The 13,843-nt window shown below is 60.4% G+C and carries 15 protein-coding genes; 12 read left to right on the forward strand and 3 right to left on the reverse strand.

Translation table 11 applies throughout. The features are described from left to right. Positions 1-30 precede the first annotated feature (30 nt). The 8 genes from RCH09_RS11680 to RCH09_RS11715 all read left to right on the forward strand — a co-directional run bounded on the left by RCH09_RS11680 (position 31) and on the right by RCH09_RS11715 (position 7,066). A complete protein-coding gene (locus tag RCH09_RS11680) occupies positions 31-1,083 on the forward strand; it encodes a bifunctional UDP-4-keto-pentose/UDP-xylose synthase (RefSeq protein WP_326941257.1) in 1,053 nt (350 codons plus the stop codon). Beyond that, a complete protein-coding gene (locus RCH09_RS11685; RefSeq protein ID WP_326941258.1) occupies positions 1,083-2,027 on the forward strand; it encodes a polysaccharide deacetylase family protein in 945 nt (314 codons plus the stop codon). The genes RCH09_RS11680 and RCH09_RS11685 overlap by 1 nt, the downstream gene beginning before the upstream one ends. 25 nt (positions 2,028-2,052) lie before the next feature. Further along, positions 2,053-2,529, forward strand: a complete 477-nt coding sequence (locus tag RCH09_RS11690; protein ID WP_326941259.1) for a peroxiredoxin — start codon at positions 2,053-2,055, stop codon at positions 2,527-2,529. A gap of 190 nt (positions 2,530-2,719) precedes the next feature. Next, entirely contained in the window at positions 2,720-4,393 is a 1,674-nt protein-coding gene (locus RCH09_RS11695; protein ID WP_326941260.1) for a PhoH family protein, read from the forward strand. Between the two features lie 198 nt (positions 4,394-4,591). Then, positions 4,592-4,996 (forward strand): response regulator transcription factor, encoded by a 405-nt coding sequence (locus RCH09_RS11700; protein ID WP_326941261.1) that lies wholly within the window; start codon positions 4,592-4,594, stop codon positions 4,994-4,996. Between the two features lie 143 nt (positions 4,997-5,139). Then, positions 5,140-5,643 carry a hypothetical protein gene (locus tag RCH09_RS11705; RefSeq protein ID WP_326941262.1) on the forward strand — a complete coding sequence of 168 codons (504 nt, stop codon included), beginning with the start codon at positions 5,140-5,142 and terminating at the stop codon, positions 5,641-5,643. A 374-nt stretch (positions 5,644-6,017) separates the two neighbouring features. Continuing rightward, a complete protein-coding gene (locus RCH09_RS11710; RefSeq protein ID WP_326941263.1) occupies positions 6,018-6,497 on the forward strand; it encodes a hypothetical protein in 480 nt (159 codons plus the stop codon). 224 nt (positions 6,498-6,721) lie between these two features. Next, complete coding sequence (locus RCH09_RS11715) at positions 6,722-7,066, forward strand: low molecular weight protein tyrosine phosphatase family protein (protein WP_326941264.1); 345 nt, start codon at positions 6,722-6,724, stop codon at positions 7,064-7,066. A 175-nt stretch (positions 7,067-7,241) separates the two neighbouring features. Here the strand turns inward: RCH09_RS11715 and RCH09_RS11720 are convergent, their stop codons facing one another. Then, positions 7,242-8,705 carry a cytochrome P450 gene (locus RCH09_RS11720; protein WP_326941278.1) on the reverse strand — a complete coding sequence of 488 codons (1,464 nt, stop codon included), beginning with the start codon at positions 8,703-8,705 and terminating at the stop codon, positions 7,242-7,244. Positions 8,706-8,793: 88 nt separating this feature from the next. Here RCH09_RS11720 and RCH09_RS11725 point away from each other — a divergent pair, with 88 nt between their 5' ends. From RCH09_RS11725 to RCH09_RS11740, 4 genes are all read left to right on the forward strand, one after another. Continuing rightward, entirely contained in the window at positions 8,794-9,726 is a 933-nt protein-coding gene (locus tag RCH09_RS11725; RefSeq protein ID WP_326941265.1) for a helix-turn-helix domain-containing protein, read from the forward strand. An 86-nt stretch (positions 9,727-9,812) separates the two neighbouring features. Further along, on the forward strand, positions 9,813-10,229 hold the full coding sequence (locus RCH09_RS11730; protein WP_326941266.1) for an SRPBCC domain-containing protein: 417 nt from the start codon (positions 9,813-9,815) through the stop codon (positions 10,227-10,229). A gap of 42 nt (positions 10,230-10,271) precedes the next feature. Further along, positions 10,272-10,766: a tetratricopeptide repeat protein gene (locus RCH09_RS11735; RefSeq protein ID WP_326941267.1), complete on the forward strand. Its 495-nt coding sequence runs from the start codon at positions 10,272-10,274 to the stop codon at positions 10,764-10,766. A gap of 55 nt (positions 10,767-10,821) precedes the next feature. Then, positions 10,822-11,268, forward strand: a complete 447-nt coding sequence (locus RCH09_RS11740; protein ID WP_326941268.1) for a DUF1697 domain-containing protein — start codon at positions 10,822-10,824, stop codon at positions 11,266-11,268. A gap of 361 nt (positions 11,269-11,629) precedes the next feature. Here the strand turns inward: RCH09_RS11740 and istB are convergent, their stop codons facing one another. Both istB and istA read right to left on the reverse strand, forming a co-directional pair. After that, on the reverse strand, positions 11,630-12,418 hold the full coding sequence (gene istB, locus RCH09_RS11745; protein WP_326941269.1) for an IS21-like element helper ATPase IstB: 789 nt from the start codon (positions 12,416-12,418) through the stop codon (positions 11,630-11,632). Between the two features lie 8 nt (positions 12,419-12,426). Beyond that, positions 12,427-13,843, reverse strand: a 1,417-nt coding sequence (gene istA / locus RCH09_RS11750; RefSeq protein WP_326941270.1) for an IS21 family transposase, incomplete at its 5' end; no start/stop codon positions are given.

A 13,843-nucleotide genomic window follows, 5' to 3' on the forward strand; every position in this document is an offset into this window, starting at 1 on the left:
GCGGCCAGCTCCCCAACGAAAGCACAGCTCATGAAAAAAGTCCTCATCCTCGGCGTCAACGGCTTCATCGGTCATCACCTGTCCAAACGCATTCTCGAAACCACCGACTGGCACGTGTATGGCATGGACATGATGACGGACCGCATCACTGACATCCTCGACAATCCCGAATACAAGTCGCGCATGCATTTCTTTGAAGGCGACATCACCATCAACAAGGAATGGGTCGAGTATCACGTCAAGAAGTGCGACGTGATCCTGCCGCTGGTGGCGATCGCCACGCCGTCGACCTACGTCAAGGAACCGCTGCGGGTGTTCGAGCTGGATTTCGAAGCCAACCTGCCGATCGTGCGTTCGGCCGCCAAGTACGGCAAGCACCTGGTGTTCCCGTCCACCTCCGAAGTCTATGGCATGTGCCATGACGAGCAATTCGATCCGGAAGAATCCGAATTGATCTGCGGCCCGATCAACAAGCCACGCTGGATCTATTCGTGCGCCAAGCAGCTGATGGATCGGGTGATCTGGGGCTACGGCATGGAAGGCCTGAACTTCACGCTGTTCCGTCCGTTCAACTGGATCGGCGCCGGCCTCGATTCGATCCATACCGCCAAGGAAGGCAGCTCGCGCGTGGTGACCCAGTTCTTCGGCCATATCGTGCGCGGCGAAAACATCTCGCTGGTCGACGGCGGCCAGCAAAAGCGCGCCTTCACGTATATCGACGACGGTATCGATGCGCTGATCAAGATCATCGCCAACAAGGATGGCATTGCCACCGGCAAGATCTACAACATCGGCAATCCGGTCAACAATTATTCGATCCGCGATCTGGCCGGCATGATGCTGACGCTGGCGGCCGACTATCCCGAATACGCCGACACCGCCAAGAAAGTGCAGCTGGTCGAAACCACCTCGGCGACGTACTACGGCAAGGGCTACCAGGACGTGCAGAACCGGGTGCCGAAAATCACCAACACCTGCACCGAACTCGACTGGAATCCGACCACCTCGATGGCTGACACGCTGCGCAACATCTTCGACGCCTACCGCGGCCAGGTGGCCGAAGCCCGCGCGTTGATGGATTGATGCCCAAGCTCGTTCTCAAGATCGACGTCGACACCTTTCGCGGGACACGCGAGGGGGTGCCGAATCTGGCGCGCAACCTGGCGCAGCATCAGGCCAACGCCACCTTCCTGTTTTCGCTCGGGCCGGATCACACCGGCTGGGCGTTGCGGCGGGCGTTTCGGCCCGGTTTTTTCCAAAAGGTGTCGCGCACTTCGGTGGTCGAACACTATGGCCTGAAGACCCTGATGTACGGTGTCTTGCTACCGGCGCCGGATATCGGCAAGGAATGCGCGGCCGAACTGCGCGCGGTGCGCGACGACGGCTTCGAATGCGGCATCCACACCTGGGATCATGTGGTCTGGCAAGACAACGTGCGCGGGCAGGAAGCAGCATGGACGCAGGCGCAGATGCAGCAGTCGTTCGATCGCTTCAGCGACATCTTCGGTGCCGCTCCCCACACCCACGGCGCGGCCGGCTGGCAAATGAATCCGCATGCGTTTGCCCAGCTGGACCGCTTCGGAATCGCCTACGCCTCCGACGAACGCGCCCAGCTCAACGACGACGGCAGCCTGACCGATCCGGCCAGCGGGCCGCACCGGTTGAGCGCGTTCGGCGCGACCCTGAACTGCATCCAGATGCCGACCACGCTGCCGACGCTGGATGAATTGTTGGGCCGCACCATCGACGGCACGGTCATCACGCCGTCAAATATCGCCGCTACGCTGCTGAAGTTGACCGAGAGTCCGCGCGATCATGTGTATACCTTGCATGCCGAGCTTGAAGGGCAAAAACTTGCCCCCATCTTCGAACAGCTGCTGGCTGGCTGGCGCGCGCAAGGGTACCAACTGTCTTCGATGGCGCAATACCACGACGCAATCGGTCAGCGCGAATTACCGGTCAATCCGATCCAATGGGGCACGCTGCCCGGCCGGTCAGGTGACCTGCTGGTGCATACAAAACAGTAAAAACATTCTTGACCAGGAGATCTACGTGGCTGACAGCCCCTCTGCATTGAACATGATTGTCCCCGACTTCTCCGCGCCGATCACCGGCGCCACGCCTTTCAAGTTGTCGGATCACCTCGGCAAGAAGGTCATCCTGTTTTTTTATCCGAAGGACAATACGCCTGGCTGCACCGCAGAGAGCCTGCGCTTTCGCGACCTGTACCCCGAATTCGAGCAGGCCAATGCGATCGTGTTCGGCATCAGCCGCGACAGCCTGCGCTCGCACGAAGGCTTCAAGGCCAAGCTGGGCATGCCGTTCGAGCTCATCTCCGATCCGGACGAGACGGTTTGCCTGATGTTCAACGTGATGAAAATGAAGAACATGTATGGCAAGCAGGTGCGCGGGATCGAACGCACCACCTTTGTGATTGACGCTTCAGGCCGATTGGTGAAAGAATGGCGTGGAGTGAAAGTGCCTGGTCACGTTGATGATGTCCTGGAATTTGTGAAGGCTCTTGCCTAAGTCGTCAGCCATTGAATTCATCCTCCTATCTTTCTGGAAAGCCGTTTCTGGTCAGGGCAGTTGCCCCGGCCACAAACGGCTTTCTGCACTTTGTTCAACCCTCTTGCAGTACTGTTGTTGCCACTGTTCGACCCCGTTCGTCATGGTGCAAATCATGGCATGACTCCACTGTTACCAGATCGAGGTCCTGATGCCCCTGCCAAAAATTCCGACCAAACCTGCCGCCTTGCTGTCACCGATCGATTACCCGAAGGCAGACAAGAGCAAGATCGTGAAATCGTACGTGACGCCGGTTGTCGCTGCGGTTGCATCCACCCCTGCAATCCTGGAGGCCGCCGCCCTGCCCGTCGCGCGCGCCCCTGTTACCGACACACCCGCCCGCATCCGCGAAGTCAAGGCCGCCAAACCGGCCGTGGTCAAACCGAAATCGGCGGTCAGCCGGCTGGCCGACAAAGGCGGTCAAACCAAACTGTTCGTACTTGATACCAATGTCCTGATGCACGATCCAAGCTCGCTGTTCCGCTTCGAGGAACACGACGTGTATCTGCCAATGATGACCCTCGAGGAGCTCGACGACCACAAGAAGGGCATGTCCGAAGTCGCGCGCAACGCGCGGCAGGTGTCGCGTTCGCTCGACGCGCTGGTCGGCGATATGGCCGACGGCAACATCGAAAACGGCATCCCGCTCGCCAAACTGGGCAACAAGGATGCCAAGGGCCGGTTGTTCTTCCAGACCAAACTGACGCACATGGCGTTGCCCGAGGGCCTGCCGGTCGGCAAGGCGGACAACCAGATCCTGGGCGTGGTGCGCGCACTGGAGACGCAATACCCGGGCCGCGCCATCGTGCTGGTGTCGAAAGACATCAACATGCGCATCAAGGCGCGCGCGATGGGATTGCCGGCCGAGGAATACTTCAACGACCATGTGCTGGAAGACACCGACCTGCTCTACTCCGGCATCCTGCAATTGCCGGATGACTTTTGGAACAAGCATGGCAAGGGCATCGAGTCGTGGCAGGAAAACAAGAACGGCACCGGCTACACCTTCTATCGCCTGACCGGGCCGACGGTGGCGCAGATGCTGGTCAACCAGTTCGTGTATCTGGAGCCCAAAAACGGCGAACCGATGTTCTATGGCCAGGTGCGCCAGATCAACGGCAAGACCGCGGTGCTGCAAACCTTGCGCGATTACGGCCACACCAAGAGCAATGTCTGGGGCATCACGGCCAAGAACCGCGAACAGAATTTCGCGCTCAATCTGCTGATGAATCCAGAATGCGATTTCGTCACGCTGCTCGGCCAGGCCGGTACCGGCAAGACGCTGCTGGCGCTGGCGGCCGGGCTGGCGCAGGTGCTGGAAACCAAGATCTACAACGAAATCATCGTCACCCGCGTGACCGTGCCGGTCGGTGAAGACATTGGTTTCCTGCCCGGCACCGAGGAAGAAAAAATGTCGCCATGGATGGGCGCCTTCGACGACAACCTGGAAGTGTTGAACAAGTCCGATTCGGATGCCGGCGAATGGGGCCGGGCCGCAACGCAGGATCTGATCCGCTCGCGCATCAAGATCAAGTCACTCAACTTCATGCGTGGCCGCACCTTCGTCAACAAGTTCCTGATCGTCGATGAAGCGCAGAATCTGACGCCGAAACAGATCAAGACACTGGTCACGCGCGCCGGTCCGGGCACCAAGATCATCTGCCTCGGCAACATCGCGCAGATCGATACGCCGTATCTGACCGAAGGATCGAGCGGCCTGACCTATGTGGTGGATCGCTTCAAGGGCTGGGCCCACAGCGGCCATGTCACGCTGGCGCGCGGCGAACGCTCGCGTCTGGCCGACCATGCGAGCGAAGTGCTGTAAGCAGACCGGACGCTGTTGCAGCAATCCAAGGCGGCATTCGCAGCGAGCGAATGCCGCTTTTTTTTGATCGCCCCGATCGCGCTGCAGCGCCGGCTTCTCGGTTAGTATCATTGCAATGCGACCATGTCTGCCCAGGATGCGACCATCCTCGTCAAGCTGCCTGAAGTCGCCCCGTCGCGCCACCGAACGAGAGAAAAAATGAACGTCCTGATCGTTGATGACAATGAAATGACCCGCACCATCCTGCGCAGCATTCTGGTGGCCGAGCGCCACGAGGTCGTCGCCGATGTCGGCACCGCCCAGCTCGGCCTGGCCGCCGCACTGGAACGCCGCCCCGCCATGATCTGCCTCGATATCGAGCTGCCCGACCGCAGCGGCGTTGAGGTCTTGCGCGATCTGCTCGTCCAGTGCCCGGATGCCGCCGTGCTGATGATCAGCGGCCGCCAGGACATCGAGACCATCAAGACCTGCATGGAGATGGGTGCGGCGGGATATATCCTCAAGCCGTTCAATGCCGAGGCGGTGCTGCAGGGGGTGGACGCCGCGCTGAAACGCAATGCGCAGCGGCTGGAAAAGCGCGCGGGGCCGCCGGCCTCCGTTTAGGCGAGGGCTTGCGGGGTGTTTGTTCCGTGTTGCTAGCGGGATTTGGCACGCGTGCGACGGGCGGGTTCCGGCCAAAGGCAGCCTTAAAGTTTGGTGAGGGTGGCCTTACTGGACGTCCAGCATTTTTCCTTGGAAAAGCCTTTATGACACACAGCATTGAACGATACGGATACTGGGCGATGCAATGGTCCACGGCGTGGGATCCTTCCCTTTCTGATCTACTTCAAGTTGCCCCTGAACTGGTGCTGGGAAAACGTGTTGCGATTACATCGTGCGACAGTGGTCCCTATACACTAACTGTGGACGAGCTGACGGCCGGCTGGCGTCTTGCCGAAACAGTTGCGATTAGCAAAGAGATTACTGAAGCCGCAGAGTTGCCAGCGCCTGGGTTCGATGAATGGTATGTTTTTGATGTTGTCCCGAGCCTTGTCCCGACACGCAATTATGTGAACTGCTACAGCTTTTCACCCCTTAGTGAATGCGATACGACCGAGTTGTTTTGGGAGCAAATTCGGATGACTCAGCCCCTTCATGTACTCGGGGCCGGTACACCGCACATGTTCTTCGTGACCCGTGACCGTGACAGTTTTGAGCGTGTAAAAAAACTTGAGCATACATGCACAGCCCGAAGGAAATTCGCTGACTGAGTAACCTGTTTCGTCCGCTTCGCGCCCTGAGGTAGTCCGTCAAATCTTTTCGCGATTTTTGAGTATTGTTTTTTGCACGAACGGCTGGCAATACATGTAGCGACGACACTCACTAACTCGATCCAACAGGTGCGTGGAAATCAAAACGGATTTGCGTGGTTTGTCGGTGCTGTTAAAACTCGACGTATAAAAATTTATTGGGTAAGACAAAAACCAGAGTGCACCTCCGCTCGGAGTCAGCTTTCCATGCTATCTTGCAATATTCATTATTAAATTGACATTGTCCAATGGATATCAAGTTAGGGTGCTCTATAGCACGTCATGCAATGCCCAGCCGAACCTTTCTTCGCCTTCAAACCAGGCGTTTCCACGCATTGAGAATTCTGCTGGTCGCCCTTCTGGCCCACTGCCTGGCCTTGGCTTCAATTAGCGCACATGCTGAAGAGAACGGCCTCCTGCTCATCGACGTACAGGTACAAATCGTCGACAGCATCGATCGCGACCCTGGCGACATCGGGGGTGGAACGACCGATGGCTTCTGGGTAAGAAACCTCAACACGGACACAACCTATGGGGGAATGGTGCTCGGCAATACGATGGTCATGCTCGAGGTTCCTGAGGGTATCTACTGCCTCGACTCCGCGTCGGCCGGCGGACACAACATCCGCCTGAATCTTTGCACAGAACCCTATTTCCGGGTCGTTCCGGGACGGCTCAACAACGCCGGTCGGTGGCGCATCGGATTCAGGGTGCGCACCTCCGAAATGCGGCGGTATGGAAGCCTTGAAGATCTGCCGGGCGTACTCGCCAGCGCGCGGCGCGAGTTCCCGGAACGGTTCAATCCACCCAAGTGAACCGTGACATTTGACGGTGAGGACAGTCACTCCGATGAGCAGAAACGCGCGGGCTGGCAGACCGTCGTGGACGACTTCGCAGGTCATGTTGCCCCGCGCGGACCTCAAGCGTAGCCATTTGGGTTGCGAGCTCCGGTGCGGACTGACCCTTCCATCCGGAGGAGCACCCAAGGGCTACTCCCGACGGCCGTCACGCATGTCAATCGTTAGACCCCAGGTTCCGCATGTACAACGTCCTCTTCATCTGCGGTAAAAACAAGTGGCGTAGTCCCACCGCTGAGCAAATTTTCTCAGCGCATCCTGGTATTGAATGCGCCTCGGCCGGGCTGAGTCACGATGCAGAGGTTCCTGTATCGACGGAGCTTGTCGAGTGGGCGGACCTCATCTTCGTCATGGAGAAGAAGCAAAAGTCCAAATTGTCGGAGCAGTTCAAGGCGCATCTGAAAGGGACGCGGGTTGTGTGCCTCAACATTCCAGACAACTACAAGTTCATGGAACCTGCGTTGGTCAAGCTGCTTGAGAGCAAGGTCGCACCGTTTCTTCCGGCACTTGATCGCTCCCAAGAATAACGGGTTGCTACAGGCGCAAACGGCCGAACCATTCACTCAAGATAAAGCACGCATCTCATCCCAAACATTGGGCGCCACAGGGATTGCGAGTGCCAAGTCTGCAAAGCAATCATTGATCCGAGCTTCGCCATGCGTATGGCAGCGTTGCTGATATCCGCAAAATACTCGCTCGCCTTCAGGGGCTCCCCAAGTCCGATGGGAAAGCAGGCCCGTGGTTCACACTGTGCGTGTATTCCTTAAGGCGCAAACGCAGCGGACATTCCGGGCGCAGCGTGATATTGAAAGCCGGCCGGGGCGCCACCATCCCGTCGGGAACGCTCACCGTGAAGCGCTGCAACAGCATTGCCGCGATGACCGTCATCTCCGTCGTTGCCAGGTGCTGGCCCAGGCAAACTCGGGGGCCTGTGCCGAATGGCATGAAGGACCCACGCGGCAAGTCCGGCGCGCCACAGTCGAAGCGCTCGGGGCGAAACGCAGTCGGGTCCGGAAACCAGCGCGCATCGTGCTGCATTAACTGTAGCGGCACCATGAACATCGTTCCAGCGGGAAGCTGCCAGCCGCCCAGCGTAATCGCCTGCGTGGAGCGGCGCGACAACAGGACCGGCGCGGCGGGATACAGGCGCAGTGTTTCTTGCAGCGTAGTGGCGAGGTAGGCAAGCGCGGGAAGATCCTGCGCGGTGGGCAGCCGGCCTTGCAATACCGTCTCCACCTCGCGCCGCGCCAGCTCCTGCGCCTGCGGGTTTGCCGCCATGCACCAGGCCCACCAGGTCAGCGTTGCCGCCGTCGTCTCGTGGCCGGCCAGGAAAGCAGTCATGCATTCGTCGTGCACGGCCTTCAGTGGCCAAGCCGCCGGATCGTCGCGGTGCAGAACCAGCAGCCGGCTGAGCAGGTCTTCCGGCCATGCATCGGGCGCCAGCGCCAGCCTTTTCTCGACGTGTCCGCTGATCAGGCGCTTGAGCAAGGCGATGCCTCGCCGCTTGGCGCGTTTCCACGGCATCCAGTCGGGCAAACTTGCCGGCCAGTACATCTCGGCATTGGCGGCTTTGGCCGTGTCGTTCAGCGCAACTTCCGCGGCGCGCGCGTCCTCGTCAATCTCACTGGAAAACATCATGCGCAAGATGACGTCCATCGCGAGTGAGGTAAGCGCGCTTTCAACAGGCCAGTCCGCCCCGCCGCTGGGCCAGCGTGCAAACGTCTTCGCGGCAGCACCCGCGATAGCCGGAACGAAGGCTTGCACCGCCTTGGGTGAAAAACCTGGCTGCAAGGCGGAGCGCTTGGCGCGCCACACCTCCCCCTCGGCGGTGAGAACGCTGTGCCCGTGCAGCTGCGAGAAGACGCTGATGCCGCGCTCCCAGCGGCGCAATTCCAGGTGATGACCGACCAACAGATCGCGCACCAGTTGCGGGTCGCTCACCACAATCTGGTGTTCCGGCCACATGCGCAAATGGACCACGTCGCCGTAGGCCTGGCGCCATTCCGCTACCGTGCCCAGCAGGTCGCGGGACATGCTGCGTAGCAGGGTCCAGCCGATCAGTCCGGACGGTGGCCCCGGGGGCCACACCCCCGATGGATGGAGGGAAGGCGCGGCAGCATTTTTGCCGTGCCCGTATGGGCATTGTGGAGGCGAGGTAGTATTCATGACGGCATTGTCGACTGCGGTTGGCGATGTGTATTGAACCGAAACGACATCACCGCTTGCGGGAAGCGGCTTGCTATACTGGCAAGCGATGAGCTCCATTCAACCACCGCTGTCAATGCTGCCGCCAGGCCAGCTGGAGCGTGGCCCGCGCGCCGACGGCCACCGCGCTCCGCATTCATGGCTGCGTCTGCCGCCGCCCGCATTGCAGGGTGCGCTGGTCGCCCTGGTCGGCCGCGATACGCGCTCGCTGGCCTTGACGAGTGCCCAGCGCCTGTCCCACTTTCCCGCGTCACCCCTGGTGGCGATTTCCTGGTATCGCGGCCTTGATGCGGGATTGATTGGGGACAGCGCAACCGGGCCGTCCTGGCGCCCGTTTGCGTCGCCGGTCGTCATCTCGGGCAGCCAGTCGCACCCTACCGCGAGCTGGGCCCCGAGCACGGGCCGGGGCTACATGGCTTGCTTCAACGCGGACGCGGCCCAGGCCCTGTTCGGGTTCGACCTCGCCGCCATTCAGGACCGCTTTGTTCCAGCAGCCGAGCTGCTGGGTGCGCAATGGGCGCCTCTCTGGGATGCACTCCTGGCCAGCGACGATGACGCCCTGCTGCCGGTGCTGGAGAACCATCTCACCGCGCCGTGGCAAGCTTTGCAGGGCAGGACGGGCGCACAGCCATCGCTGCGCCAGATGGGCAGGCATTGGGTCGGACGCCTCGCGTGGAAGGCCCAGCAATGGAGCAGCGTCCACAGTACGCGTCATGTCGAACGGCGCATCAAGTCATTCAGCGGCCGCTCCCTGCGCGAGTGGCAATCACTGGTCCGCACCGAAGATCTGTTCTTCGCCGCGCGCGATCGCTACGAGGCCGGGCAACCGCTGGACTGGGCCGGCCTGGCGCAGTCCGAGGGCTTTGCCGACCAGGCGCACATGAACCGGGTGGCCAAGCGGATTACCGGTTTTTCTCCCGGCGAATTCGCGCTGCGGTTCATCGAGGACGAATCGTTCTGGATGTATCGGCTGTGGGTTTGAACGCGGCTTCGGGAGAAGATATGCTGCCGCCGGCGAACTCCAGCGTCAAGCCTCACGAACCACGACCCATCTGTACAGGAGCCACAATGAAGATCACCGTATCCACCCATGTTGCCGCGCCTGTTGCCGAGGTCTGGCGCGCCTACAATTCGCCCGACGATATCATGATCTGGAACACCGCTTCGCCCGATTGGCATACCACTGCGTCCGCGGTCGATCTGCGCGTGGGCGGCAAGTTCACGTCTCGCATGGAGGCGAAGGACGGTAGTTTCGGGTTCGACTTTGCCGGCGAGTTCACGAAAGTCGTGCCGCAACAACTTCTCGAGTACAGGTTCGGCGAACGTATCGGCCTGGTAGAGTTTTCCGACGGGCCTTCCGGCGTCACCGTCACCGTGACATTCGACGGTGAGGACAGTCACTCCGAAGAGCAGCAACGCGCTGGCTGGCAGGCCATCCTGGACAACTTCGCACGGCATGTTGTCGCGCGCTCGGGTCGGGCGTAGGCAGTTGGTATGCGAACTCCCGAGCGGCCCGGGCTCCCGCCGATGACGACCAACGAAGACTGGGAAGTTCGCCTCGTCCATCTGTGGAAACGCATTGACGAAATGGGCGACACGGAGTTCGTGGGCGCCATGCGACAACTCACGGCTGAACTAGCGGAACGACATCCGGTCGCGTTCTTTGAACTGGGCGCCGCCTACGATTCAACCGGGTCGCCGCACGAGGCAGTCACCCTGTATGAATCAGCACTTGATGCTGGCCTGTCTGGCACGCGCCGGCGCAGGGTTCGGATTCAGATGGCCAGTTCGCTTCGACATCTCGGCAACCCCCAGCAAGCGGCTGACATGCTCATTGAAGAGTTGAAGCAACCGTCTGACGAGTTGGACCAAGCTGTTTCCGCATTCCTGGCCCTGGCGCTCGCAGATCTGGGTCGCGAAAGAGAAGCCTTGTCGATCAGCCTGGCAGCCCTCTCCGGGTATCTCCCGCGCTACAACCGATCGCTCGCGCGCTATGCGGCGGCATTGAATCGTGCGGCATGACCCCACCCTTCGGCGCGCCATCAGGCCCGCCTCAACTCAACTGTAAGGCGTCACAATGCCGACCTTTCTAGCCCTGCTGCGTGGTGTCAATGTTGGCAAGGCCAAGCGCGTTCCGATGGCAGAGTTCCGAGCCCTCTTGGGTGAGCTTGGCTATACCAATGTCGCCACGCTTTTAAGTAGCGGCAATGCCGTGTTCCAGGCAACGAAGGGAACGCCAGCCAAGCATGCGGCTGATATTGCCGACGCGATCGCATCGACGCTGAAGGTCGACGTACCGGTCATCGTCAAGTCGACGAAGGAGCTGTCTGATATCGTGACGGAGAACACGTTGGCACAGGGTGCCCAGGACCATGCACGTCTACTGGTCGCCTTCGTACAGGACCAGCAAGCACTGACAGGGATTGCCGCCATCGAGCCATTGGTGGCACCGTCCGAACGATTTCTAGTGGGTAAAGGTGCGGCCTACCTTGACTGCGTAACGGGTGTCAATTACCGGCATTAAGACGCCACCGATTTGCGGCGTAATGGCGCCACGAGGACCAATCAAATCAGGGGCTCAAACTGGGTGCGAGGATGCGCGATTTTGGGTGATTTTGCAATAGCATTTTTTGCTGTAATCGGGTGTATTTTCAGGGTGCGTTTTTGACGCGGGAAGCGGGAATTGTCGCCGTGTTGCCAAACCAAAGTGGCAGTACAGCGACGAAGGATCAAAGCGCCATGCAGCGGGCTTCGCCGGGGTATGGCGAAGTTCGGCGGTAGGAGCCGGGGCGGTAGCCCTTGCCGGACGGTTTTTTGTCCGGCAACTCCGTAGCCCGCCGAAAGCATGGCGCGTACCGCAGGTAGCGGCATTTAGAAGAACGACATCACGGCACCTTGATCTTGCCTCCCTTCGCGGATGGCGGCGTAAATTTCTCCGGTGCCGGTTTCAGGCTGCGGTAACTCTCTCCATCCAGCACCACCCGATACGCGCCATGGCGCAAGCGGTCCAGCGTGGCCGCGCCGAGCATCTTGTTGGCCGGGAACGCAGCGCCCCATTCCGAGAAGTCGAGGTTGGAGGTCAAGATGGTCGCGGTACGCTCGTAGCGCTCGGCGATGAGGTCATGGAAATCCTCGTCTTCGGGTGAGCGCAGCGGCTTGAGCCCGAAATCGTCAATCACGAGGAGCGCGACTTTCGCCAGATACTGGAAGCGCCGGTCGTAATTCCCCATCGCTTGCGCGGTGCGCAGACTGTTCATGAGTTGCGTTTGCGTGATGAACAGCACGTCATAGCCCTGGCGCGCGGCGGCATGCCCGAGCGCCTGCGCAAGATGGCTCTTGCCGGTGCCGCAAGGGCCGGCAATCAGCACGGCGACTTTCTCCTCAATGAAACGGCAGGTCGCCAGGTCATGGACCGCAGCGCGGTTCAGGCCGGGCAGGCGGTCGAAGTCGAAACCTTCGAGCGTCTTCTGGTTGCGGAAGTTGGCGCGCCGCATGCGCAGGTCGAGCTTCTTCTGATCGCGGCGGGCGACTTCATCGTGGATCAGCAAGCTGAGGAACTCGGTAAATGCCAGCTTGCAGTCGATCGCTTCGCGGTTGCGCGCTTCGAGTGAATCGAGAATGCCAGACAGACGCAATTGTTTAAGCAAAGGGGTAAGTTCAGGAATGGGATGCATGTGGGTTCTCATTGAAGAATGGTTTGCGTGTCGCGGTAGAAGCGGCCGCCTTCGGTATAGGTGCTGGCTAGGGCATCGAAGGCCGCCAGCAGGGTTTGCTGATCGAGTCCTTTCTCCAGAATGCTCTTGACCACCTTGTAGCCGGGCGTGCCGTAGTGGTTGGCGCGCGAACAGGCCGCCTCCAGTCGGGCCGCGCCGTATTTGTTCTTGAGTCGCAGTACGCCTTGGACCGCGCGCATGCGGATCAGAACGGCGTCGCCGAACAGGGCATGCACCAAGGCGTAGCAGGCTGGGCCGATGCGCTCGGCCTCCTTCAGGCACCATTGCGTATCCTGCAGTTGCCAGGCCTGCGCCGCTGCCGGCATATGGTCGTGCACCGTCTTGCGCTCGCCGCGCCGCGTCAGTCGCACGTGGGTGGCGACGCTCTCCTGCTCGCGATACAGCGTCACCATGGTGTCGGAAGCCTTCAACCACAGCGCATGGCCGACCAGCCGGAACGGCACGGAATAATAGTTGTAGTCATACTGGACATGGGCGTCGCGGTGGACCTTGACCTTGGCCCAGGTAGCGAGCTGGGGCGGCACATCAGGCAAGGTGATCAACAGACTTCGTTCGACGTCGGCGAAGCGTTTCAACGGTGCCTCGCGGGTGGTGCCGTGAATGCGATTGCCCGCCTGCGTCATCACCCATTCGTGCAGTTGCCGGTTGGCGTCGGCCAAGTCACGAAACTCGCGCAGCGGCAGGAAACTACCCTTGATGTATTTGACGCCCGATTCGACGATGCCTTTCTTCTGCGGATCGCGCGGTGGACATGGATCGATCTTGAAGCCATATCCTTCGGCGCATTCGCCATAGGCGCGCTGCACTTCCGGCTCGAACACGCAAGCCCGCGTGATGGCGCATTTGGCGTTGTCGATGATCACCCGCGCGACGCTGCCACCGAACCATTCAAAGGCGTGGCGGTGACAGCCGAGCCAAGTAGCGACGGACTGGTCGCGCACGAACTCGGCGTATTGATGGCGCGACCACGCCAGTGTGAGCACGAAGAACCACGTTTTAAATATCTCTCCGGTATGCACGTCGGTGATCGGCGGGCCGGCGCCGAAATCGACCTGGGCCGCCTCCGCCGGTTTGAACGTCAGCCGCATCGGTACATCCGGTACGTCGTCGACGACGAGCTGATGGAGGAATCGATTCACGGCCGAGTAGCTGCCGCTGTAGCCATGATTGCGCATCAGCGTGGCGTGGATGGCCGTGCCTTGAATGCCGGCGGCAAACCAATTGCCGATTTGCGTGCGCCATGGTTCCAGCGTCGAGATGCAGGTGGCGGGCAAGGCCTCCTTGCGCATCAGCGCCGAGGCCAGAACGGTGTCTTCGGGTAGCGCGCTGTCGGGGGCAAGCCAGCCATGCGCGTTCGCTATTTCG

It is taken from the genome of Actimicrobium sp. GrIS 1.19, from assembly GCF_035984655.1.
Classification (GTDB): domain Bacteria; phylum Pseudomonadota; class Gammaproteobacteria; order Burkholderiales; family Burkholderiaceae_D; genus Actimicrobium.

Excerpts from the sequence above, each read along its gene's own strand:
- RCH09_RS11680 (WP_326941257.1), top strand. The coding sequence starts at position 31 with ATGAAAAAAGTCCTCATCCTCGGCGTCAACGGCTTCATCGGTCATCAC.
- RCH09_RS11685 (WP_326941258.1), top strand. The coding sequence starts at position 1,083 with ATGCCCAAGCTCGTTCTCAAGATCGACGTCGACACCTTTCGCGGGACA.
- RCH09_RS11695 (WP_326941260.1), top strand. The coding sequence starts at position 2,720 with ATGCCCCTGCCAAAAATTCCGACCAAACCTGCCGCCTTGCTGTCACCG.
- RCH09_RS11700 (WP_326941261.1), top strand. The coding sequence starts at position 4,592 with ATGAACGTCCTGATCGTTGATGACAATGAAATGACCCGCACCATCCTG.
- RCH09_RS11705 (WP_326941262.1), top strand. The coding sequence starts at position 5,140 with ATGACACACAGCATTGAACGATACGGATACTGGGCGATGCAATGGTCC.
- RCH09_RS11715 (WP_326941264.1), top strand. The coding sequence starts at position 6,722 with ATGTACAACGTCCTCTTCATCTGCGGTAAAAACAAGTGGCGTAGTCCC.
- RCH09_RS11720 (WP_326941278.1), bottom strand. The coding sequence starts at position 8,705 with ATGAATACTACCTCGCCTCCACAATGCCCATACGGGCACGGCAAAAAT.
- RCH09_RS11725 (WP_326941265.1), top strand. The coding sequence starts at position 8,794 with ATGAGCTCCATTCAACCACCGCTGTCAATGCTGCCGCCAGGCCAGCTG.
- RCH09_RS11730 (WP_326941266.1), top strand. The coding sequence starts at position 9,813 with ATGAAGATCACCGTATCCACCCATGTTGCCGCGCCTGTTGCCGAGGTC.
- RCH09_RS11735 (WP_326941267.1), top strand. The coding sequence starts at position 10,272 with ATGACGACCAACGAAGACTGGGAAGTTCGCCTCGTCCATCTGTGGAAA.
- RCH09_RS11740 (WP_326941268.1), top strand. The coding sequence starts at position 10,822 with ATGCCGACCTTTCTAGCCCTGCTGCGTGGTGTCAATGTTGGCAAGGCC.
- istB (WP_326941269.1), bottom strand. The coding sequence starts at position 12,418 with ATGCATCCCATTCCTGAACTTACCCCTTTGCTTAAACAATTGCGTCTG.